Origin of the sequence: Chryseobacterium gwangjuense, assembly GCF_021311115.1 — a bacterium.
In the GTDB taxonomy this organism is placed as follows: domain Bacteria; phylum Bacteroidota; class Bacteroidia; order Flavobacteriales; family Weeksellaceae; genus Chryseobacterium; species Chryseobacterium gwangjuense.
In genome coordinates, this window is record NZ_JAJTNP010000004.1 from 302,373 (window position 1) to 325,346 (window position 22,974).

Consider the following 22,974-nt stretch of genomic DNA (forward strand, 5'->3'; position numbering starts at 1 on the left):
TCATAAATTAAAGAAAGTCATAATTTGCGGAGTTTTTAGACTGTTTTTAAGTTTAAAAAAATCATTACTTTTGTTAGAACACCAATCCGATGAAAGCTAAAACCCTTTCTTTTCTGCTTTTTTACTTCTCTTTAATTTCTAATGCCCAGGAAATTAAGGAAAACGAGGGCAAGAAATCTACGGAAGAGGATAGAAATAAGATTGCGGTGGTTGCAGGACTAAGTTATCTTCACAATACTTTTGGTTTATTATACCAGGACAAAGTTTTTCGATTAAGACCCAATGATGCTTTCTACACCGAGTTTTTCTTGCGCTATCGATGGCTGGATGTCAGCTTCTCACTTGCTCCGAAATTGACACGCATCAATAATGATGATCCTGAGAAAGGAAAAACAAAGTATTTCAATATAGGATTTGCCTTTTTTATTAGCCCGAAACTCAGGCAATATGTTTATTTTAGTAAAGTGAAAGGTTTGTATTTTCAGGATACAAAAGAATTTATGCGTTTGATTTACGGTGAAAATTACAATGAAGAAGGATATTTGCAGTTTCCTGATGCAAAATATAGATCCTTTAAAGGCGAAACAAGCTATCTGTGGTTAGGAAATAAAACCGATTACAGAAGTTTCAATAATATGACGTATCAACCCCTGAAAGATGTTTTCGTTGTAAGTACCGGATTATTTTATCAGTATAATATTCTCAGTGATCTTAATAAAACGGTTTATCAGGGTGAGATTTTTAGTGAAAATGTGAATGATTCTCCTTCAAAAGATTTCAGAATTGCTCTAAGATCGGGTGGAGGAGTGCAGAAAAAAATCAAAAGTAATTGGTATACAATAGTGGAAGCTTATCCGGAGTTTTATTATTCAAAATTGATAGGTGAAGACTTTCACGAGTTTAATGTCGGGTTGTATTCCAATGCGAGAATGGGATATGATAACGGGAAATGGTTTTTTGGTGGAGGATTTCAGTTGAATTGGATTAAGAGCTCTAATGAGAATTTTTATTCAACAACACAATGGTTGTTCCGCGTGGGAGTTGGTTTCCGGTTTAATTCCCCTACATTTGTAAACAGAAACTTCGATAAAATAGACAATATTTTAAAGTAAAAAATGGGTATAAAACTTCCTAGATTTATCTTGAAAATTCAAGAGTTTTTTGACAGCATTCATATTCCTGTACTGGGAATATCACTTTGGCAGATGTTTCAAATCTATATTTCGGGGATTTTTAAAGGAAAAATCGGGAGAAAATCGGCGGCGATTTCCTGGAGTTTTACCATAAGTTTATTCCCTTTTATTTTGTTCTTACTTTCCGTATTGCCTTATATGCCGCATTATGATAAGCTTCAGTTCTATATTTTTGAGGTTTTGATGCATAATGTATTTCCATCCAATATGGAAGGAGATGTAAGAGGCTATATAGAAACGAATATTATTCCTAATATGAAGGGAATAAGTAACTTGACCATTATTCTGGCATTGGTTTTTGCTACGAATGGCACTTTTTCATTAATTAATGGTTTTAATGAAAATTCTGAAGAAAAACTGACCGATGTAAAAGAATTTATCCTCTCATTTTTCATTACAATCGGGTTTATTCTGATCGTATTTTTAGCACTTTTTGGAGTGTATTATGTAGAGGTCGTAATGAAACTTTTTACCCCGTCTTACGATATTTCCTGGCTGGTCAATAATCTTTCGAAGATCATCGGGTTTGTTTCATTTCCTTTGTTTTATTTCATCCTTTTGGCAATGTTTTACTGGTTGGGGACGGTGAAAATTACGAGATTCAGACAGGCTATTCCCGGAGCAATTCTAACGACAGTTTTATTTGTACTTACCACTTATATTTTTGCCATTTATGTAAAAGATATCGCCAGGTACAACGTTCTATATGGCTCTATCGGAAGTATGATTCTTTTGATGGTTTGGGTAAATGTGAACGTATACCTGCTTTTATTCGGAAATGAGCTGAATATGGCAATCAGAAAATTAAGACTTGAAAAATTACTTTCAGATGAACTTCAAAAAGAAGCTTTAGGCTATCATGCGGAGATTAAAGAACCCGGATTGGAAGCTGATGCTGAGCATACGAGAAAATTAAATCAGGAAAATAATTTTAAAGTCTGAGCTAAATCTAAACACAAGTTATATAATCTTTCCTGATTGAAAATTCTTTTTTTAATTACAATATATTTCTTTAAACCTAAAATTTTAATTTCCCGAAAACTTCTTGGAGCTTGCTTTCAAAATAATAAAACCTAAAAGCGCAGATAAAAATGAGGCAATCAAGATGGCAAACTTGGCTTCATCCTGAATCTGAATTTCTGTTTTAAAAGAAAGTAAGGCGATGAAAATGGACATCGTAAAACCAATTCCTGCCAAACAACCTACACCGATCATTTGTAGCCAGGAACTATTCTGTGGTAATGAGCTTATTTTTAATTTGATAGCTAGAAAAGAGAATAAGTTGATGCCAATTAATTTACCTAAAATCAGTCCACAGATAATTCCGAGTCCTAAAGTATTGGTCAATCCGTCAACCATTCCGTTTTTGAAAGTGATATTTGTATTGGCAAGAGCGAATACAGGCATGATTAAAAAGCTTACCGGAAAATGCAGATGATGTTCCAGTTTTTCTAAGGGAGACATTTCTGTATTGGATTCATTGGTAGGAATTGAAAATGCAAGTAAAACTCCTGCAATCGTAGCATGAATTCCGGAATGATGAAGGAAATACCATAAAAATAATCCCGGAATGATATAAAAAATAAGTTTTTTGACTTTTAAAAAGTTTAAAATAAACAATAGGGTGGTTATTCCTAGTGATAGTAATAAATAAATCCAGTGTATCTGATCGGTATAGAAGATGGCAATTACCAGTATAGCTCCCAAATCATCCACAATAGCCAAAGCAGCCAGAAAAATCTTGATGGAATTTGGAATCCTGCTTCCAAGCATAGAAATAATAGCCAGAGAGAATGCAATATCTGTTGCCATAGGAATTCCCCAGCCATTTTCATATGGGGTTCCGGAATTAAAAATGGTGAAAATAGCAGCCGGAACAATCATTCCGCCCACTGCCGCAAAAATAGGGAGTGAAGCGTTTTTAAAGGAAGAAAGTTCTCCTTCTATTATTTCTCTTTTGATTTCAAGACCTACTAAAAGAAAAAAAACAGCCATCAAACCATCATTAATCCAGACGCTTATCGGGTATTCCAAATGAAATACTGAAGTACCTATTTTTTTATCTAAAAAAAGCTGAAAACTTTCACTACTAGACGAATTGGCAATCAGTAAAGAGATTGCAACACACAAAATGAGTAAAATTCCTGAAAACTGACTGCTGTTGAAGAATTTTTTAAAATATAAACTTAAATTCATGTTCTATAAAATTACATTCTTCTGATTCTTGAAATTCCGTTGATATCCTTAAGCTTTTTGAAGGTTTCTTCCAATTGGCTTCGGTTCTTTACCTCAAGGTTGATGGTTCCGTTGAAAATTCCGTTATTGGATTCAATAGACATACTTTTCATATCCATTCCCATTGCTCCGCTTATTACGGTGGTGATATCGTTGATCATCCCCATTCTGTCCAGTCCTTCAATTTCAATTTTTATTCTGTTTTGGAAGCTTTCCGCATTTACCCATTTTGCAGGAATTACCCTGTAATCATACTGAGCTCGGAGATTGATTGCATTCGGACAATTGTCGCTGTGAACTTTAATCCCGTCAGAAATGGTAATAAATCCGAAAATTTTATCTCCGGGAATTACGGTACAGCATTTGGCATAGCTGTAATTTAGCTTTTCTTCATCTTTCCCGAAAACAATCATGTCCAGATTCTGCTCCTTAGGCTCTTCATAGAGCGTATTTTTAGCAGGTGATTTTCGGAATCTGGAAAGTAAATTGTTGAAAACGTTTTTACTCTCAATATATTTTCTTAAACTGCTTGCATCCAGTTCGTTATTTTGAAACTTAAGAAATAATTCCTGTGAACTTTTAAGATTAAAGAATTTTTGCAGTTTATTAATTTCTTCATCATTAAAATTAATTTTTGCGTGACGAAGTTTTCTTTGTAGGGTTTCTTTTCCTTCTTCTACCAATTGGTTTTTTTGGGAATTCAAATAACTTTTAATCTTAGATTTAGCTTTTGAAGTCACTACAAATTCAAGCCAGTCGGATTTGGGTTTCTGATTCTGTGAAGAAAGAATATCTATCTGATCTCCGTTTTGAAGCGTATAAGAAATAGGAACGAGTTTACCGTTTATTTTTGCCCCCAAACATTTCATCCCTAAATCTGAATGCACTGCAAAAGCAAAATCTAAAGCTGTAGCATTGGTAGGCAGAATTTTGATCTCCCCTTTAGGAGTAAAGACAAAGACCTCCTTGGAATACAAATTAAGCTTTATGTTATCCAGAAGTTCAGAAGTAGAAAGGTTTTGCTGTTGTTCAAGGACATCGCGTATTTCAGTGACCCATTTTTCAAAATTCCGGTCATCAGAGCTTTGCTTATATCCTTCCTTGTATTTATAGTGTGCTGCAACACCTTTTTCTGCGATTTCGTCCATTCTTTCAGAACGGATCTGAACTTCAATCCATTTTTTATCAGGACCAAGAACGGTTAAATGTAAACTTTCGTACCCTGTAGAACGGGGCTGGGTGATCCAGTCACGCATTCTGGATGGATTGGTGTGGTAAACATCGGTTACAATAGAATATATTTTCCAAGCCAAAAATTTTTCATTTTTAGCATCAGATTTATAAATAATTCTAATGGCATAATTATCAAAAACCTCTTCAAAAGAAACGCCTTGTTTCAGCATTTTTCGATAAATGGAAGAGATGGCTTTTGCTCTGCCTTTTATGGTGAAATTTAAGCCTTCTTCTTTTAATTGCTCTGAAACTTCAGTCTTAAACTCTTCAATGTATTTTTCACGGTTTTCTTTTGCCAGTTCTAGTTTTTCCGTGATCTCGTTATAAATCTCAGGGTTGTTATACTTTAGAGATAAATCTTCAAGCTCAGATTTTATGTTATACAAACCTAAACGGTGAGCCATTGGAGCATAAATGTAAACTGTTTCGGAAGCAATTTTTTTCTGTTTATCAGGAGCCATGCTTTCCAGGGTTCGCATATTATGAAGACGGTCAGCAATCTTGATTAAAATTACCCTGAAATCTTCAGAAAGGGTAAGAAGTAGCTTTCTGTAATTTTCAGACTGTACGGAAATATTCTGATGATTCATGATGGAGATTTTCGTCAATCCATTCACGATATCCGCAATTTTTTTTCCGAATATTTTCTTTAAATCGTCATAAGTATAATCAGAATCTTCAATTACGTCATGGAGAAGAGCACAGGCAATAGAGGTAGCACCCAAACCAATTTCTGTTGCCACAATTTTAGCTACAGCAATAGGATGGTAAATATAAGGTTCTCCGGTCTTTCTTCTCTGTTCTTTATGGGCATCTAAAGCAATATCAAATGCTTTTCGGATAAGTTTATTATTTTCCTCATCCAAAGTTCTGTATGTATTTGAAATTAAATCTTTATATCTCGCAAGAATTTCTTTGTTTTCTTGTTCTAAGTCGTAACTCATGTGAATACCTATGTTTAAAACGAATATACAAAAAAATAAACATTTTTCAAATAAGAAAATCCGTAGACGACTCTACGGATTTTTGGCTATTAGAATTTTATATGTATCAGAATTTTACTTCAGAATCTATACCTGTACTTGATGCTTTTATTCTTACTTCAGGGCTGTTATGGATTTCAGCTTTATTTCTTGCATCAATATATCCTTTTAAATGAACATAATCAGCTTGCTCAATACTCATATTTTCAAATAGATAAGTTTTGTGAACAGCATTTTTGGTGAAAACATCTGTTGCAATGTTTGTTTGGCTAGTATCCTGTACGGCTACACTTACAAGGTACTGTGAATGATGTGGGGTGTCATTCAGATAGACAATATAATCAGAACTTGGGAAACCTGAGTTTTCTAAATCGGCTTCGAGCTTTTTGTAATCGCTGTGATGTTCAAATAATCCAGCTAATATATTTGACATAAGCAATAGTTTTAAATTGTACTTAAAGTTAACAATTAAATTTTGAATATTTTGATAATTTTTAAATTAAATTTTGTATTAATTGTTTTGTCTATAGTTATTTATATGAAATTAAGAATTTATCTATTTTTCTTTGCAGATGGATATTCTATTTCAACCCATTTCTGCTTAGCCATAAGAGTGTCTATTTTTTCATAAAAATTAATTAACCACAGATATCTTTTTCCGTTGTAATCGTAAATTTCTTTTGATTTCCCATTATCGAAAGTGATTTCAGTTGCTACAAAAAAATCATCACTCCAAAAAGGATATCTATCATTTATTTTTGAAAAATTAACTTCATTAAGATCGTTTGCCAACTTCTGAAAACCCGCATAGCCTTCTCCTGAAAAATTTCCCCTTAAATTTTTATAATGGTCAGAATTTAAAAGAAGAGAATCTTCCGTTAATGTTAACCGGTATATTTTTTTGGTTGAAAAAAGTTTATTCTGCGTGAAAATTATTTTTTTGATTTTATGTTTTTTAATTTTAGAATAATACTCCATCAATTCATTGTTTTTAATCATTAAAGTATCAACATCAAATATTTCAGTAGAACTGTCGAAGTCTGTATGATAGCGAATCATTTTAATAAAGGGCTGATTTTTATACTGGATTATTTTTGCCGCAACAATTTGATAAATATTTCCTTTTCCGGGATTTAGAAATGTGTATCCTTTATCTCTGCTTAATAAAACAATAGTTTGGTAATTATCTTTTGCGATATAATTTTTTATAACGTCATTACTATCTAAAGATTTTTTGTACGAAAGATTTACAAGATAGTCTATTTTACCATCGTTATTAAAATCAGCTTCATAGATTGATTTAAAGTTTTCATCATTAAGAACTTTTTTAATTTTGTTTGTTGAATCCACCAATGTATTACCTGTAAGAAAGTCTGCCTTTAAATGTAAATTTTCATAACCTTCCTGTGAATGAATGATGTCTAAAATTTCACTTTCACTAAGCTCTTTTTTCTCGCAAGACTGCAGAAGAAAAATTCCAATTAAAAGGTAAATTATTTTCGTCATGTGAGTTTTTAAAATTAAATAGCCTGCTTAAAAAATTAAACAGGCTCTAAATTATTTAAATTAAATTCGTTCATTTTTAATTTCCTCTACAATCTCAGGATTTAAAAGTGTAGAAATATCTCCAAAATTACTGAAATCCCCTTCTGCAATTTTTCTCAAAATTCTACGCATGATTTTTCCGGAACGTGTTTTCGGAAGCCCGGAAACAAACTGAATCTTATCCAGCTTTGCAATAGGTCCGATTTGATCTGAAATCAACTGATTGATCTCTTTTACGAGATTTTCCTGCTTTCTATTGGCTCCGGAATCTTTTAAAATAACAAATCCGTACAAGGCATTTCCCTTAATATCATGAGGATAGCCTACAATTGCAGATTCCGCTACTGCAGGGTGTTCGTTAATACTGTCTTCAATCGGTGCTGTTCCTAAATTATGCCCTGAAACAATAATCACATCATCTACACGACCGGTAATTCTGTAATATCCGACTTCATCTCTCAAAGCACCGTCACCTGTGAAATACTTTCCTGGAAAAGCTGAGAAATAGGTTTCTTTATACCGTTGATGATCGCCCCAGATTGTTCTTGCAATTCCCGGCCATGGAAAACGGATACAAAGATTTCCTGTCACCTGATTTCCGGAAATTTCATTACGTTTATCATCCATCAAGACAGGTTGAATTCCCGGCAGTGGAAGGGTGGCGTAAGTCGGTTTTGTGGGCGTTACAAACGGAAGTGGCGAAATCATAATTCCTCCCGTTTCGGTTTGCCACCACGTATCTACAATCGGACATTTTTTCTTTCCAACATGGTCATTAAACCAATGCCAAGCTTCTTCGTTTATTGGTTCACCAACAGATCCAATTACTTTTAATGAGCTAAGGTCATGTTTATCAACCCATTCTGTGCTCTCTTTTGCTAATGAACGAATTGCGGTCGGAGCGGTGTAGAACTGAGTAACTTCATGTTTGTCAATGACTTCCCAGAATCTGTCTGGCTCAGGATAAGTAGGAACTCCTTCGAAAATTACAGTTGTTGCTCCATTTAAAAGCGGTCCGTAAAGAATGTACGAGTGTCCTGTAATCCATCCGATATCCGCAGTACACCAATAAATATCGTTTTCTTTATAATTGAATACATTTTTGAAAGTATAAGCTGTGTAAACCATGTATCCGGCGCAAGTGTGAAGCATCCCTTTCGGTTTTCCCGTAGAACCGGAAGTGTACAAAATGAAAAGTGGATCTTCAGCATCCATAATCATCGTCACAAAATCTGCGGAAGCTTTTTCATACAAGTCGGCCAACCAAAAATCTCTGTGTTCCTTCATTTTGATTTTATTGTTGGTTCTTTTCACAACCAAAACAGATTTTACCGTGGGTGTTTTTTCCAGCGCTTCATCAACAATGCTTTTCAAATCTAAAACCTTGTTTCCTCTGTAGCTTCCGTCTGAAGTAATCACCATTTTTGCCCCACAGTCATTCACTCTTGAAGAAACGGCAGATGCAGAAAATCCTGCAAAAATCACGGAATGAACGGCTCCCAACTTTGCACAAGCCAACATGGTAACTGCCAATTCCGGAATCATCGGAAGATAGATGCAGACTCTGTCACCTTTTTCGATGCCCATTTCCTTTAAAACATTCGCTGTTTTGTTGACTCTCGTATATAATTCGTTGTAAGAAATATGCTGTGCTGCTTCTTGAGGATCGTTCGGTTCCCAGATAATCGCGGTTTTGTCGCCTCTTACGGAAAGGTGTCTGTCTAAACAGTTTTTGGTGATATTTAATTTTGCATTTTTAAACCAGGTGATTTTCGCTTCATTCATATCATATTTTACGACCTTGCTCCATCTCTGATACCACACAAAATTTTGATCAGCTATCTTGTCCCAGAATTTCTTAGGATTTTTGATAGACTTTTTATACTCCTCAAAATAGTGTGGTAAATCTTCTATTAGGTAATTTCTCATATCCCTTTCGTTTTTTGAAGTTTGAATTTTATTTAGATTAAATGTATACTTAATTTCTTGTTTTAGCCCTGTATTCCTCGATTTTTTGCTGAATTTCTTCAATGATTTTCTCATCATCAATCGTCGATGGAATTTGAAATTCTTTTCCGTCTAATAAGGTTCTTATCAGTTTTCTTAAAATTTTTCCCGAACGTGTTTTAGGTAAGCGTTTTACAATCATTACATTTTTTAGACAGGCAACCGCTCCGATTTTTTCACGAACCGTTTTCACAATATCTTTTTCTACTTCTTCTTCGGAAATTGATGAACCGTTTTTTAAAACAACTGAAGAAAAAGGAATCTGCCCTTTCAGTTCATCGTCAATTCCGACAACGGCGCACTCAGCAACATCGGGATGTGAAGAAACAATTTCCTCCATTTCAGAGGTCGAAAGTCGATGTCCTGCAACATTAATGACATCGTCAACTCTTCCCGTGATGAAAATATATCCGTCTTCGTCCTTTATCGCACCGTCTCCTGAAAAATAATATCCGTTGTATTGTGATAAATAACTGTTTTGAAAACGATCATTATCATTCCAGATTCCCAGTAAAGCACCTGGAGGAAGTGGTAGTTTGATGATTAAATAACCTTCCTGATGCGCATCGAGTTCATATCCGTTTTCATCAAAAATTTTAATGTCATAGCCGGGAATTGGTTTTCCGGCAGATGCTCTTTTAATTTTGTAGTTTTCATCAAAAGTCATTAAACCTAACATTGGCCAACCTGACTCAGTTTGCCACCAATGATCGATCGCAGGAACTCCGATATGTTCTGCAAACCAATCCAAAGTCGCAACATCACATCTTTCTCCGGCTAAAAATTGTTTTTTAAAATGGCTTAGATCGTATTTTTTCACCAATTCTCCGTTCGGATCTTCTTTTTTTATGGCGCGAATTGCTGTCGGAGCGGTGAACATCACCGAAACTTTATATTCTGAAACAATCCTCCAAAATGTTCCTGCATCAGGAGTCATGATGGGTTTTCCTTCGAAAATAATTGTGGTGTTTCTATTAATTAATGGCCCGTAAACCGAAAAACTATGTCCGACTGCCCAGCCAAAATCAGATGCAGCCCAATAGGTTTCTCCGGGTTCTACACCGTAAATATATTTCATGGAAAACTTTAAAGCTGCTGCATAACCACCTGTGTCACGCGTGATTCCTTTGGGTTTTCCTGTCGTTCCTGATGTGTATAATAAATAGAGTGGGTGAGTAGATTCAATGGAAACACAATCTGCAGGTTCTGATTGTTGAACTAATTCTTCGTAATCAATGAGCCCATCAAACATCTCATGTTGATTATCTACCAATTTTCTGTTGTAAACGATAATATTGTCAACTTTATCCTGTGCCAATTCAACAGCTTTTTCAACCAAAGGTAAATACGGAATTCTCTTGGCAATTTCAACTCTTGCGGTTGCTGTAATTAAAGCTTTCGGTTTACAATCATCGATTCTCACCACCAGTTCGGTCGGTGCAAAACCTCCGAAAACGACATTGTGTATCACTCCAATCCTTGCACAAGCCAACATGGCAAACAATGTTTGTGGAATCATCGGCATATAAATAACTGTTGTGTCTCCTTTTTTTAAGCCTAAAGAAATTAGACCTCCAGCTAATTTTGAAATTTCTTCTTTTGCCTGATGGAAAGTATAGGTTTTCTTCTGGTTGGTAACCGGAGAATCGTAAACAATTGCAACCTGATCTCCGAGCCCATCTTCAATATGCTTATCGATACATAAATAACACATATTCAGCTTTCCGTCGGAAAACCATTGAGCATAGTCATTTTCATCTTTTGAAAGAATCTGCGTAGGAAACTCAAACCAGTCGATTTCCTGAGCCTGTTCTTTCCAGAAATTCTCTTTGTCTTCTATACTTCTTTTAAATAAAATATCTGCATTCATAGTAATTTTATGTTTTAAGTCATTACGAGGAGCGTAGCGACGAAGCAATCTCTTATCCTTACATTAATCTTAATGGTTGAAAAAATTATCTTTAATGAGATTGTTTTACTTCGCTTGTAATGACGGTATGTACAAGTCTTTTATCTTTTCTCTACCATCTTTTAGTCTACTCAAACATTTCCTCAATCTGTTGCATCAGTTTTTTTATAGAATAAGGTTTTGTGACATACGCATCAGCTCCCATTTCCAACCCTCTTTCAATATCTTTCGGATTGTTTTTGGCGCTTAAGAAAATGACTTTAGTGTTTTTTAGTTTTTCGTCCTGTTTGATGAGTTCCAATGTACTGTATCCATCAAGATTGGGCATCATAATATCCAGTAAAATCACATCAGGAATCATCACTTTTAAAAAATCTAAAACTTCTGTTCCGTCTCTGGCGATGAAAACGTCGTAACCGTTTTTCTTGAAACTGTATTCCAGTGACATTAATATTTTGTGTTCATCATCTGCAATAATTATCTTTTTCATAAGGTGTGTTTGTGTTGTTCAACTTCATTTTTATGCTCTTTTATTTTTTCGGGAAGGGTGATGGTAAAAGTAACACCTAATCCGCTATTGTCTGCTTTTATGGTTCCGCCTTGAGCTTGTACAATTTTCTTTGAAATAGCAAGTCCTAATCCGCTTCCAGTCGGTTTTAAAATATTTTGATTTTTCGACTGATAGAATTTATCAAAAATCATTTCCAAGTCTTCTTCGGGAATATGTTTTCCGGTATTAAAAATCTTAATGATTAAACGGTTTTCTTTTTCAGACAATTTAGTCTGAATGGTTCCCTGTTCATCAGTAAACTTTAAAGCATTTCCTAAAATATTCTGAAATAATTGAATCATTCTTGCTTCATCATATTCAAATAAAAATTGATTGAGAAGGATAACTTCACTCAAATGAATATTTTTTTGCTGAATCAAATGCAGAAGTGGATTTAATGCTTTTTTATAGGTTTCAATAATATTATTTTCCTGAATGTGTAAAACGATTTCTCCGTGCTGAAGTTTGTCCAAATAAAGAATATCATTGATGATTTCACTCAGTCTGTCAGATTCTGTGATGATATTATTTAAAAATTCTCTTTTGATATCTAAAGGAATATCGTCATCATCTGCCAAAATCTCTCCGGCAGAACGAATGGCTGTAATCGGAGTTCTCAATTCATGGGCAACAGAATCAAGAAAATCGTCTTTTTGATGATCTTTGATGATTAAACTTTCATTGGCTTTTCTAAGGTCATCAGACAGTTTTTGAAGTTCCTCCGATTGCTCGGTCAGTTTTTTATTAAGCGTAATGTTTTCTTTGGATTCCTCTAAAATATTTAAAACTTCCTTTAAAGATATTTTATCTTCTTTTGTCACGCCTTCAATTAAAATTTTGGCTGAAGCAGTTCCTATTCTTCCTGCTAACAGGTTTTCCGAAAATTTAATAAACCTTGAATCTGCCGTTTCTGCTTGAGAATCAATATTGTATTTTAAATTGAAAATTCTTAATGCCTGTTCGGTTTTATTTTTGCCTAAAAACCTTTCCAAAATATTCTTAATATCTGAAACATAGGCGGTTCCACGCCATATAAATGCGTTTTCGTGATTTTGAATATATTTATCAATGTCAACATATAATTCGGCAAAATTTCGTTCACGGTAATTTCCTTTACTGCTCACGGAAAGAATAGTAAATAAACCTGTGTTCACTAAAATTGACCAAAAGAAAATCTGTGGAATTTTACCTAAAAAATAAATTTTAAAGAACTCAAAAGAATCATACAATTCCCTTATAACTCCTTTGAATTCCTGATTGTAGGAAAAATAATATTGAGGAATAATCAATCCGAAATAACAAATTGCCAAACCTGCTAATAATCCGATTACTGCTCCCTTATAAGTTCCTCTTCTCCAGAAAATAGCCCCGAAAAATGCAGGTGCCAACTGAGCAATTACCACAAATGAAATCAGTCCCACCGAATCGAGCGAAGTTTTTAAAATAAAGTATTTATAAAAAGCAAACGCCATGATGATCAATGCGAAAATGCTGAATTTTCTGATATTGGTAATGAGTTTGTTATTTTGGGCTTCATTTTCAGACTTAAGCTTTCCTAATAGCCCGTAAGGAATAATTAAATTGTTGGAAAGCATGATAGACAAAGTGATTGCAGAAATAATAATCATGGAAATACAAGAACTTAAACCACCAAGAAAAACAAAAACTGTAATCCATGTATTATCAAAATGTTGCGGAATTAAAATAGAGTAGAACTCAGGATTTACTTTTTGTCCGTCAAAAATCAATCTTCCTCCCCATGCAATCGGGAAGATAAATACGGTGAAAATCAATAAGTAAAGCGGGAAAAACCAAATGGCAGTTTTGATATGTTTTTCCTGTCTGTTTTCAACAATCGCAGTGTGGAATTGTCTTGGAAGGATACAGATTGCAGTTCCTGAAATCAGGCAAAGAACCATCCAGTTCATGGCATCTTCAATCCCGTTGAACGTATTTTTTGCTTTAAAATCTTCAAATTTACTCGCCTTTTCATAGATGTCTGAAAACCCATCAAACACAAAATAAATAACGAAAAATCCTAAAATAATAATGAAAAAAAGTTTTAAAAAACTTTCTAAAGCAATAGCTGAAATAATTCCCAACCTTTTTTCTGAAGCATCAACATATCTTGTTCCGTAATAGGATGAAAACAACGCGATTAAAACGACAACAAAAGTAGCATTATCCGTTAGAATATCTTTAGACATTGCAGTTTCTGTTACCAGGTGAAAAGTTTCTGAAATCGCTTTGATCTGCAAACCGATGTAGGGTACAATAGCTAGAAGACAAACAATGGTAATGATGGCACTGAAACTTCTGCTGTTCCCATATCTTAGCGAGATAAAATCTGCTAAACTACTGATTTTATTCACTCTTGAAATTCGTACAATTCTGGTATTGATGTAAATCCATGCCGGAATAATCATGATGGGACCAATGTAAATCGGAAGGTAGTTGAGCCCGCTTGTTGCGGCAACACCAATACTTCCGTAGTACGTCCAGGCTGTGCAATACACCGCCAGAGAAAGCGCATAGATATAGGGATTGTTGATCCAAAGCTTACTCTTTTTCTTCTCCGCCAGATGAGCGACTAAGAACAAAAGGGCTAGATAAAACAAAACCACGGTAAATAACGCAAAACTACTCATCATATTTTTTTACGATTACAAAAGAAATAATGATGGAAATCATCCAGATCACGAAAATGTAAATAAGGATCATTGGGTAGCCGAAAACCTCCCTGTCACTGTTGAACAGCAATGAAACTGGAATGCTAAAAGCAATAAGGAGTCCGATACTCAGGATGATGAGCTTTTGTTCGTGTCTTTTTTTCATGATCTATAAAAAATAATTGACGGACAGAAAATATCCGCCAATTATCACTAACTTATTTTGTTTAAACTTTATCGTCAGAATACTCTCCGGTTAAAGCATAATAGCCGAAAATGGCTAATCCGCCTGAGATAATCGGCATCAGAACAAACAAGATGATGATTCCGAAGACCAGATCTTCCTGTTTTCCTGAGGTGATTTTGGGGATTCCCAAAACCGTAATTCCGAAATATCCCACCACCAGTGCGATGGCTATCCAAAGTATGCCTAATATTTTTTTTAGTCCGTTCATTTTAGTTGTTTTAAAATTAATAAAAATTTGAGTGAATCAGTGCTTAATCATGAAGATTGTTGTTCTTATTTTTAAGATAAAATAATCCGATTATTAAACAGACTGTGGCTACTCCAATTGGATACCAAAGCCCTTCCAGATACCATGTTGCGTGTCCTGCCTCTTTGCCTGTGGTTACTAAATAGGTTGCAACGGCCGGAAGCAATCCTCCAAATACTCCGTTTCCGATATGATAAGGCAAAGACATTGATGTGTAACGGATTCTCACAGGGAACATTTCTACTAAAAAAGCAGCAATAGGACCGTAAACCATCGTTACAAAAATCACCTGGATGAATACTAAAAATACCAGATACCATTTTGTACTGTCGTTGATCGTTATCGATTGTGAGACTTTTGGTTCTTCCACTTTTCCGTCTTTCATGACAGGTCCGCTTGGTGACCAGTGAACTACGCTGTCTTTTTTAATCAAAGTTCCGTCTGTATACAGTGTTTCTTTATGGAAAGTCACTAAGCTGTCGGTTGTGATTTTATCGTGAATTTTTGCTGTTCTTTTCTCTGTAATTCCGTTAGCTGCAATGGTTTTACTTTCAATATTTACACTTTTAAACATGGAATCATAAATCGGTCTGTAAGCTAAAATGGCAACCAACATTCCCGTTAACATGATTGCTTTTCGTCCTACCTTATCAGAAAGCCAGCCGAAGAAAACAAAGAAAGGAGTTCCTAAAAATAAAGCTGTTGCCATTAAATAATCAACCTGAATAGATTCTATATTCATGACTTTTTGCAGGAAGCTCATGGCATAAAATTGTCCCGTGTACCAGATTACACCTTGTCCCATTGCAGCTCCGAATAAAGCCAGTAAGACAAATTTAAAATTGAATTTATTTCCGAAACTTTCTTTTAAAGGGTTTTTAGAAGTTTTTCCTTCACTTTTAGCCTTGGCAAAAAGCGGAGATTCTTTCATATTTCTTCTGATAATGTAAGAAACTCCTACCATTAAGATGGAAATCCAGAATGGAACTCTCCAGCCCCAACCATCGAATTCTTCTGTAGAAAGAGAAGATTTTGTTACCAGGATCACAATTAATGAAATGAAAAGTCCGGCTGTTGCTGTAGTTTGGATCCACGAAGTCCAGTAACCTCTTCTTCCCGGTTGTGCGTATTCGGCTACATAAGTTGCAGCACCTCCATATTCTCCTCCTAAAGCTAAACCTTGCAATAATCTTAAAATTAAAACTAAAACAGGCGCCATGAATCCAATGGTTTCATAACTGGGGATACATCCGATCAGAAATGTTGAGAATCCCATGATCAGCAAGGTAACCAAAAAAGTATATTTTCTTCCGATAATATCTCCTAATCTTCCAAAGAATAATGCTCCGAAAGGTCTTACTACAAATCCTGCTGCAAAAGTGGCAAGCGTAGATAAAAATGCTGCGGTCGGATTATCTGCCGGGAAAAATTTAGTGGCTAAAACAACGGCTAGACTTCCGAAAATATAGAAGTCGTACCATTCTATCAATGTGCCGAGTGATGATGCAGTGATGACACTCCAAATCGTGCGGTTTTTCTGCTTATCGGTCATATTTTCGTAGGCATCGTGATGATTTTCGCTCATATTGCTTGAATTTTGATGTTAGTTAAATTGATGTTGAGTACTTATAGTTTTGTTTTTTATCGCAAAGGCGCAAGGGAAATTTTATATGCTTTATGTTTTAAGACGCAAAGATTTTATCGCAGATAAAATTTAAACGGTACTTGCTGAAAATCTTTGATTTTCTTGCGTCTTAAAACGATTAGGTTTAAAAAAAACTTTGCGTCTTTGCGATTGTAAAAGTTAATTGAGTAATATTTCTACAAATAAATCTGGAACTGCATAATGAATTCTCCTTTGGATTTCGGACTTTCCGTAGGATTGGTATAGGTTGGTCTTGTAGAATATTGCGTAGTGATTTTTGCGTGATGACCATCTATGAACCAATTGGCACCGATATCGAATTGTGATGAAGATTTATCAAATGCTTCAAAGCTTTTGTGTGTGTATGCTGCAAATGGTTGAATTCTGACTTTTGGTTTTTCCGTTTGATTGGGCAATAGTAAACCGGCTTGTGCGTAGATAATATTACCTGTTCCGATAGTGGGTTGTAAATTTCCTGGTCCTGCAATCGCTTTGTTACCGATAAAATTAGGATCTGTAGAAGCGATGTTCATAATGCCCAAATTTCTGATGTAGTTCGGGCCGAACTGATAATTGTAATATCCTGCATAAGCAGAAACTGCCATTTTATTTTTAGCATTTCCTAATGGAATATCTGCAAAAGCGTCGACTGCAACAAGCGTAATGTCGTGTTTTTCAATCGTTGAATTAACAGAAGTTCTTGTTCCGTCTTTTTGGTGGTAAAAACCTGCGCCGACACTGAAAACTTTTTTTGTCCCCAGATAAGAACCAACTTTGAATGGCAATGTATTAGATTCTTCATCCAAAAATTGATATTCAACATATCCGGCTTTTGAAAAATTAGGGTTTCCGTTGTTGTCTACGGCTACCGCTTTTGACGGATCCGTAACATTTACCGGAGTTAGATCCGTTGCAAAAGGTTTGTTTAAGCTAAAACGATATTCCAGTTTTCCGTATTTTCCTTTCGCAAACATTCCCAGTTGTCTTGCGAACTGATCGGAATTGTCAATCAAAGGCCAGGTAAAAATAGGAGAGTCAACCGTAAGAAAATTCAATGTAGAAGCCATGGTCATACGGGAAAGTCCCATGTAATAATGTAAGCCGGCCCCTAAAGATAAACTGAATTTTCCGGCTTCTCCAGGTAGAACAACTGCGTATTCATTCCAGGCATCATGAAAAAACATCTGCGGTTTTTTGCCGTTTCCATAACCGCCAGTTCCTGAAGTGCCGGAACCGCCTCCATTGATGAAGGTCTGATTGTTAATTCCAAAATGTCCCAAAATCATATATCTTTTGGAAATCTGGGCATATGCTAAAACACGTAATCGCCTGTTTCCAAAGCTCCAGGAGTTATCTGTAGCTTCTCCACCAACCATACTTCCGGGATTCATTTGGGTGTTTCTTAACCAAAACTGGTCCCACAAAATAAATCTGACATATTTATCGCCCTGCTGGTTGAGGTTTACTTTTAATCCACTTCCATAATCAGGAGAACCTTGAGAATATAAAGAATTGCTTATTAAAGCTAATCCAATAAAAGTGAGTAATTTCTTCATAAATTATCAATTTTTGGCGTTGTTTTTTGTGAAAGCCAAATTGTAATTAATAATTTGTTTGAAGAAATTTAATATATATAAATGCTAATCATATAGTTTATAATTGATGTTCTATGATTTTGATTTAAAAAGTATATCTGTGTAATGTGTTGATTTATTTTATAATTAACTTATTTACAATTTATTATAATTTTATTTTTTAAATCTTTCCCATTTTATTAACATGTACTTATCTGCAAATTGAGTAATAATTAAACCAGAGTTTTTTATATTTTCTTCTTTGCTCATGTATTCAATCAATTCATTTTGCTTTAAGATTTTGTACACAGGATGGAATTCTGAGTGGGGCGGTCTTACAATATTATACTTCTTAATCCATGAACTGATGGTAACATGAGAAACACCAAGAATTCTTTCTATCTCACGAAAGCTTAAGCCTTCAAGATAAAGCTGCAGAGCTTTAGTTACATAATAATCATCTATTTGTTTTCCGAGTTTTTTTACAGTGAAATAATAGTTGCAGTCTTTACAATGAAAACGTTGTTTTTCATTGATGATTCCGCTTTTTACAACTTTTGTTCCGTTGCATTTAGGGCATTGATTTTCCATAACTATATCTTTCTAGCAAATATATAATAATTTAGCAAAATGTTAATTTATTGTAAAGATAAAATTACCTGTATATTAATTAAATTCAATAAAATTATCTTTTTTATTTTGATTTAAAAGAAATTATATTTTAAATTTGCCAAAAAATTTAGATAAATAAATGGAAATAGAAATTTCCTCATCCATACATCTGATGTATGTGAGTGAAATACAGCAGGAAATGTACGATTCTGCACAGCGAAGAGGGACGGGTATTGCAAAACGTTCCATAGAATATTTAAGTAAGAAGATTTCAGAAGGCAATGCTGTGGTAGCTACTGAAAATGGGGAGTGGGTAGGTTTCTGCTATATAGAGACCTGGTCACATGGTCAGTTTGTGGCCAACTCCGGACTGATTGTTTCACCGAAATTCAGGGAAAGGGGTGCTGCGACTTTAATTAAAAATAAGGTTTTCCAATTATCTAGAGATAAATATCCGAATGCGAAAGTTTTCGGACTCACGACAGGGCTTGCCGTAATGAAAATCAACAGTGATTTAGGCTATAAACCGGTAATTTATTCTGAACTGACTCAGGATGAAGAATTTTGGAATGGTTGTAAAAACTGTGTGAATTATGATATTTTAATGAAAAAAGAACGAAAAAATTGTCTTTGTACAGCTATGCTTTTCGTTCCTGAGAATATAACAAAAAATGGAGCTGCCTATACGCAGCCGGAAATTAAATATAGCAATGAACAAGAAAGTCATCTTAGCGTTTAGTGGAGGTTTGGATACCTCTTACTGTGCTAAATATCTTAGTGAAACACTGGGATATGATGTGTATGCAGTTACTGTAAATACCGGAGGTTTTTCTAAAGAAGAGGAAAAAGAACTGGAGAAAAAAGCCCTGAATCTTGGGGTAAAGGAATACAGGTGCGTTGATGCTCAGGAAGATTATTACAATTCTTGCGTAAAATATTTGATTTTTGGAAATGTATTAAAAAACAATACTTATCCTTTGTCTGTAAGTGCTGAACGTACGATCCAGGCACAGGAGATTGCAAAATATGCTATTGAAATCGGTGGTGATGCCATTGCCCACGGAAGTACGGGTGCTGGAAATGATCAGGTTCGTTTTGATTTGATTTTCCAGGTAATGTGTCCGAATGTGGAAATCATAACGCCGATTCGTGATATGGCTTTGTCCCGTGAAGAAGAAATCGAGTTTTTGAAAAGCCACGGTTACGAAATGGAATTCCATAAAGCACAATATTCTGTGAATAAAGGACTCTGGGGAACTTCAGTGGGTGGAAAAGAAACATTAACTTCAAGAAATTATCTTCCCGAAGAAGCTTTTCCATCACAAATTAAAGAAACTCAGCCTTCAGAATTGGAAATTGAGTTTAAAAATGGGGAAATAGTAGCCGTAAATGGGGAAAATTTCGAACATTCGGTATACGCGATTAAGAAAGTTGAAGAATTAGCTTCTGCTTACGGAATCGGTCGTGATATTCACGTTGGAGATACAATTGTCGGAATTAAAGGAAGAGTTGGTTTTGAAGCGGCAGCAGCGTCTGTGATTATCAAAGCGCACCATTTATTGGAAAAACACACGCTTTCAAAATATCAGCAGATGATGAAGTCTCAATTATCCGACTGGTACGGAAACTGGCTTCATGAAGCCCTTTTCTTAGATCCTGTGATGAGAAATATTGAGTCTTTCCTGGTTGATTCGCAAAAAACAGTCAGCGGAAAAGTTTTTGTAACCCTTCATTCATATCGATTTATTTTAAACGGAATTGAATCTGAACATGATTTAATGTCTGATAAATTCGGAAGCTACGGTGAAGCAAATAGAGCGTGGACCGGTGAAGATGTAAAAGGGTACACGAAAATCGTAAGCAATTCATTAAATATCTATCACCAGATTAACGGAATGAACATATGAAAACAGTAGGAATTGTAGGCGCCAACGGTTATACGGGAAGCGAATTGGTTCGTCTACTGGCTTTTCATCCGAATGTGTCTTTGAGTTTTTTATATAGTCGTTCGAATTCGGGGACAAAGATTTCAGATTTGTACCCGGATTTAACGACAATTTGTGAAATGGTTTTAACAGATCAACCTGAAGAGGTGGATATTTTGTTTCTATGCCTTCCTCACAAAGAAAGCCAGAATTGGCTGACTCAGCATGTTGTAAAAGATGAGACGTTGGTGATTGATTTAGGAAATGATTTCCGCTTAGAGGGAAATTTAGGAAACAGAAATTTTATCTATGGTTTACCTGAAATCAACAAAAAACAACTTTTAGGGGCAAAAAGTATTGCGAATCCGGGATGTTTTGCAACGGCAATTCAGTTGGCTTTGCTTCCGCTAGCTCAAAAAGGTCTGTTGAATGAAGTGTACACAACGGGAATTACGGGCTCAACAGGTGCAGGTCAGTCTTTGCAGGCAACGACACACTTTACTTGGAGGAACGATAATATTTCAGCATATAAAACTTTGACACATCAGCATGTTGATGAGATTTTACAGCAGTTGGTGTCTTTTAATAATAATGAAATCAGTCTGAATTTTGTTCCATGGAGAGGGGATTTTGCGAGAGGAATTTTTACGAGTTCCACGGTAAAAACAGATTTAGAACTTTCAGATATCGAGCAATTGTTTAAGGATTTTTATGCGGAGGAGCCTTTTGTAAAGGTAAGCGAAAAAGCAATTGACTTAAAACAGGTTGTCAATACGAATCGCTGTGTGATTCAAATTGAAAAGAATGGAAATGTTGTGGTTATTCACTCAGCGATTGACAATTTGTTAAAAGGAGCTTCCGGGCAGGCTGTCCAAAATATGAATGTTGCTATGGGTTGGGAAGAAAATCTAGGATTGAACTTGAAACCGATTGCATTTTAAATGTAAATAGTCAATAAGTCAATTGTGAATTTTTACAACCCGAATTAAAAACGACCTAGGAAAATGAAGCGTTAAGAAAATTAATTCTATGAACGTGAAGAAAATTCTACTGTTCGAAGCGCGACACAAATGTCGAACCGAAGGGAAAAACCCTATTTCGCGCAAGTTTTAGAATTTTTAGAGAATAGAAATAATTTTTAGCGAAAGTTTCCAGTCTCGAACTTTTGTTTCTTTTGCCTTGAAGCAAAAGAAAAATATAATAAAAGATGAAGTTGTAAAACCAACAACTATCAACCAACAACAATCAACTACAAAATGAATTTATTCAACGTATATCCATTATTCAACATAAATCCAGTAAAAGCTCATGGATCATTTCTTTGGGATGATAAAGGAGAAAAATATCTTGATTTTTACGGAGGTCATGCCGTGATTTCTATTGGGCATAACCATCCGCATTATCAAACCCAATTAAAAGAACAGTTAGAAAAAATTTCTTTCTATTCAAACTCGGTTCAGAACGAACTGCAAACTGAGCTGGCTGAAAAATTAGGGAAGCTTTCAGGTTTGGAAGATTACAGTTTATTTCTGTGTAATTCAGGAGCAGAAGCGAATGAAAATGCTTTAAAATTGGCATCTTTTCATAACGGAAAAAATAAGGTTCTTTATTTTTCAGGTTCATTCCACGGAAGAACTTCGGCGGCAGTTTCGGTGACGGATAATCCAAAAATTGTAGCTCCGGTAAATTATGATGAAAGATTCATAAAATCTGAATGGAATAATATCGAGCAGCTTGAAGAAGTTTTCGAAAAACAAGGAAGTGAAATTTCATCTGTTATTATCGAAGGAATTCAGGGAGTGGGAGGAGTTATGATTCCAGCGGTTGAATTTTTAATTAAAATCAAAGAATTATGTGAAAAACATGACGTGGTTTTGATTTTAGATGAAGTTCAGTCAGGATACGGAAGAAGCGGATATTTTTTCGCGCATCAGGAATTTGGAATTGAAGCCGATATTATTACCACAGCAAAAGGAATGGGAAATGGTTTTCCTATTGGTGGCGTGTTGATTCATCCAAAATTTCAGGCAAGCAACGGTTTGCTGGGGACAACATTTGGAGGGAATCATTTAGCTTGTGTAGCTGCGATTGCTGTATTGGATGTAATGAAAGATGAGAATCTCATCGAAAATGCTCAGGAAATGGGCGAGTATATTGAGAACGAAATTAAAGATTTTCCACATATTAAAACCATCCGAAGGAAAGGGTTGATGATTGGAATTGAACTCGACAGGGATTGCTCTGAAGTGAGAAATAACCTGTTGTACCATCATCATATTTTCACAGGAAATTCTAATGATAAGGCTGTGTTGAGGATTCTTCCGGCGCTTACCATTAAAAAAGAAGAAACCGATCTATTCATTGGTGCTTTAAAAACTGTTTTAGAAAATCTTTAAATCA

General features: G+C 35.1%; 19 protein-coding genes. 6 read left to right on the forward strand and 13 right to left on the reverse strand.

Going from position 1 to position 22,974, the window contains the following annotated elements:
* Positions 1-89 precede the first annotated feature (89 nt).
* Together LV842_RS10090 and LV842_RS10095 are read left to right on the forward strand one after the other, a co-directional pair.
* Positions 90-1,112 carry a DUF4421 family protein gene (locus LV842_RS10090; RefSeq protein WP_233111322.1) on the forward strand — a complete coding sequence of 341 codons (1,023 nt, stop codon included), beginning with the start codon at positions 90-92 and terminating at the stop codon, positions 1,110-1,112.
* A 3-nt stretch (positions 1,113-1,115) separates the two neighbouring features.
* Entirely contained in the window at positions 1,116-2,135 is a 1,020-nt protein-coding gene (locus LV842_RS10095; RefSeq protein WP_233111323.1) for a YihY/virulence factor BrkB family protein, read from the forward strand.
* 84 nt (positions 2,136-2,219) lie between these two features.
* Here LV842_RS10095 and nhaA read toward each other — a convergent pair whose 3' ends face one another.
* The 13 genes from nhaA to LV842_RS10160 all read right to left on the reverse strand — a co-directional run bounded on the left by nhaA (position 2,220) and on the right by LV842_RS10160 (position 18,628).
* The gene (gene nhaA, locus LV842_RS10100) at positions 2,220-3,389 is read right to left on the reverse strand and encodes a Na+/H+ antiporter NhaA (RefSeq protein ID WP_233111324.1); all 1,170 of its coding nucleotides are present in this window, start codon (positions 3,387-3,389) and stop codon (positions 2,220-2,222) included.
* Positions 3,390-3,400: 11 nt separating this feature from the next.
* Entirely contained in the window at positions 3,401-5,605 is a 2,205-nt protein-coding gene (locus LV842_RS10105) for a RelA/SpoT family protein (protein ID WP_233111325.1), read from the reverse strand.
* 106 nt (positions 5,606-5,711) lie between these two features.
* Positions 5,712-6,077 (reverse strand): hypothetical protein, encoded by a 366-nt coding sequence (locus LV842_RS10110; protein WP_233111326.1) that lies wholly within the window; start codon positions 6,075-6,077, stop codon positions 5,712-5,714.
* Between the two features lie 119 nt (positions 6,078-6,196).
* The gene (locus LV842_RS10115; protein WP_233111327.1) at positions 6,197-7,150 is read right to left on the reverse strand and encodes a DUF6438 domain-containing protein; all 954 of its coding nucleotides are present in this window, start codon (positions 7,148-7,150) and stop codon (positions 6,197-6,199) included.
* Positions 7,151-7,210: 60 nt separating this feature from the next.
* On the reverse strand, positions 7,211-9,235 hold the full coding sequence (gene acs / locus LV842_RS10120; RefSeq protein ID WP_317207296.1) for an acetate--CoA ligase: 2,025 nt from the start codon (positions 9,233-9,235) through the stop codon (positions 7,211-7,213).
* Positions 9,168-11,066 carry an AMP-binding protein gene (locus LV842_RS10125; protein WP_233111329.1) on the reverse strand — a complete coding sequence of 633 codons (1,899 nt, stop codon included), beginning with the start codon at positions 11,064-11,066 and terminating at the stop codon, positions 9,168-9,170. Before LV842_RS10125 ends, acs begins: the two co-directional genes overlap by 68 nt.
* A gap of 166 nt (positions 11,067-11,232) precedes the next feature.
* On the reverse strand, positions 11,233-11,595 hold the full coding sequence (locus LV842_RS10130) for a response regulator transcription factor (protein ID WP_233111330.1): 363 nt from the start codon (positions 11,593-11,595) through the stop codon (positions 11,233-11,235).
* The gene (locus tag LV842_RS10135) at positions 11,592-14,303 is read right to left on the reverse strand and encodes an ATP-binding protein (protein WP_233111436.1); all 2,712 of its coding nucleotides are present in this window, start codon (positions 14,301-14,303) and stop codon (positions 11,592-11,594) included. The genes LV842_RS10130 and LV842_RS10135 overlap by 4 nt, the downstream gene beginning before the upstream one ends.
* The gene (locus LV842_RS10140; protein WP_233111331.1) at positions 14,296-14,490 is read right to left on the reverse strand and encodes a hypothetical protein; all 195 of its coding nucleotides are present in this window, start codon (positions 14,488-14,490) and stop codon (positions 14,296-14,298) included. Before LV842_RS10140 ends, LV842_RS10135 begins: the two co-directional genes overlap by 8 nt.
* A gap of 61 nt (positions 14,491-14,551) precedes the next feature.
* Positions 14,552-14,779: a DUF6814 family protein gene (locus tag LV842_RS10145; RefSeq protein WP_039365754.1), complete on the reverse strand. Its 228-nt coding sequence runs from the start codon at positions 14,777-14,779 to the stop codon at positions 14,552-14,554.
* Positions 14,780-14,822: 43 nt separating this feature from the next.
* A complete protein-coding gene (locus LV842_RS10150) occupies positions 14,823-16,403 on the reverse strand; it encodes an MFS transporter (RefSeq protein ID WP_233111332.1) in 1,581 nt (526 codons plus the stop codon).
* 236 nt (positions 16,404-16,639) lie between these two features.
* Positions 16,640-18,019, reverse strand: coding sequence for a porin (locus LV842_RS10155; RefSeq protein ID WP_233111333.1), 1,380 nt, complete (start codon positions 18,017-18,019; stop codon positions 16,640-16,642).
* 192 nt (positions 18,020-18,211) lie between these two features.
* The gene (locus tag LV842_RS10160) at positions 18,212-18,628 is read right to left on the reverse strand and encodes an IS1/IS1595 family N-terminal zinc-binding domain-containing protein (protein WP_233111334.1); all 417 of its coding nucleotides are present in this window, start codon (positions 18,626-18,628) and stop codon (positions 18,212-18,214) included.
* 160 nt (positions 18,629-18,788) lie between these two features.
* Between LV842_RS10160 and LV842_RS10165 the strand changes: the two genes are divergently transcribed.
* From LV842_RS10165 to LV842_RS10180, 4 genes are all read left to right on the forward strand, one after another.
* A complete protein-coding gene (locus tag LV842_RS10165; protein WP_233111335.1) occupies positions 18,789-19,388 on the forward strand; it encodes a GNAT family N-acetyltransferase in 600 nt (199 codons plus the stop codon).
* Positions 19,360-20,556 (forward strand): argininosuccinate synthase, encoded by a 1,197-nt coding sequence (argG, locus tag LV842_RS10170; RefSeq protein WP_233111336.1) that lies wholly within the window; start codon positions 19,360-19,362, stop codon positions 20,554-20,556. The genes LV842_RS10165 and argG overlap by 29 nt, the downstream gene beginning before the upstream one ends.
* The gene (argC, locus tag LV842_RS10175) at positions 20,553-21,515 is read left to right on the forward strand and encodes an N-acetyl-gamma-glutamyl-phosphate reductase (RefSeq protein ID WP_233111337.1); all 963 of its coding nucleotides are present in this window, start codon (positions 20,553-20,555) and stop codon (positions 21,513-21,515) included. The genes argG and argC overlap by 4 nt, the downstream gene beginning before the upstream one ends.
* A gap of 315 nt (positions 21,516-21,830) precedes the next feature.
* Complete coding sequence (locus LV842_RS10180; protein WP_233111338.1) at positions 21,831-22,970, forward strand: aspartate aminotransferase family protein; 1,140 nt, start codon at positions 21,831-21,833, stop codon at positions 22,968-22,970.
* Positions 22,971-22,974: the final 4 nt, after the last annotated feature.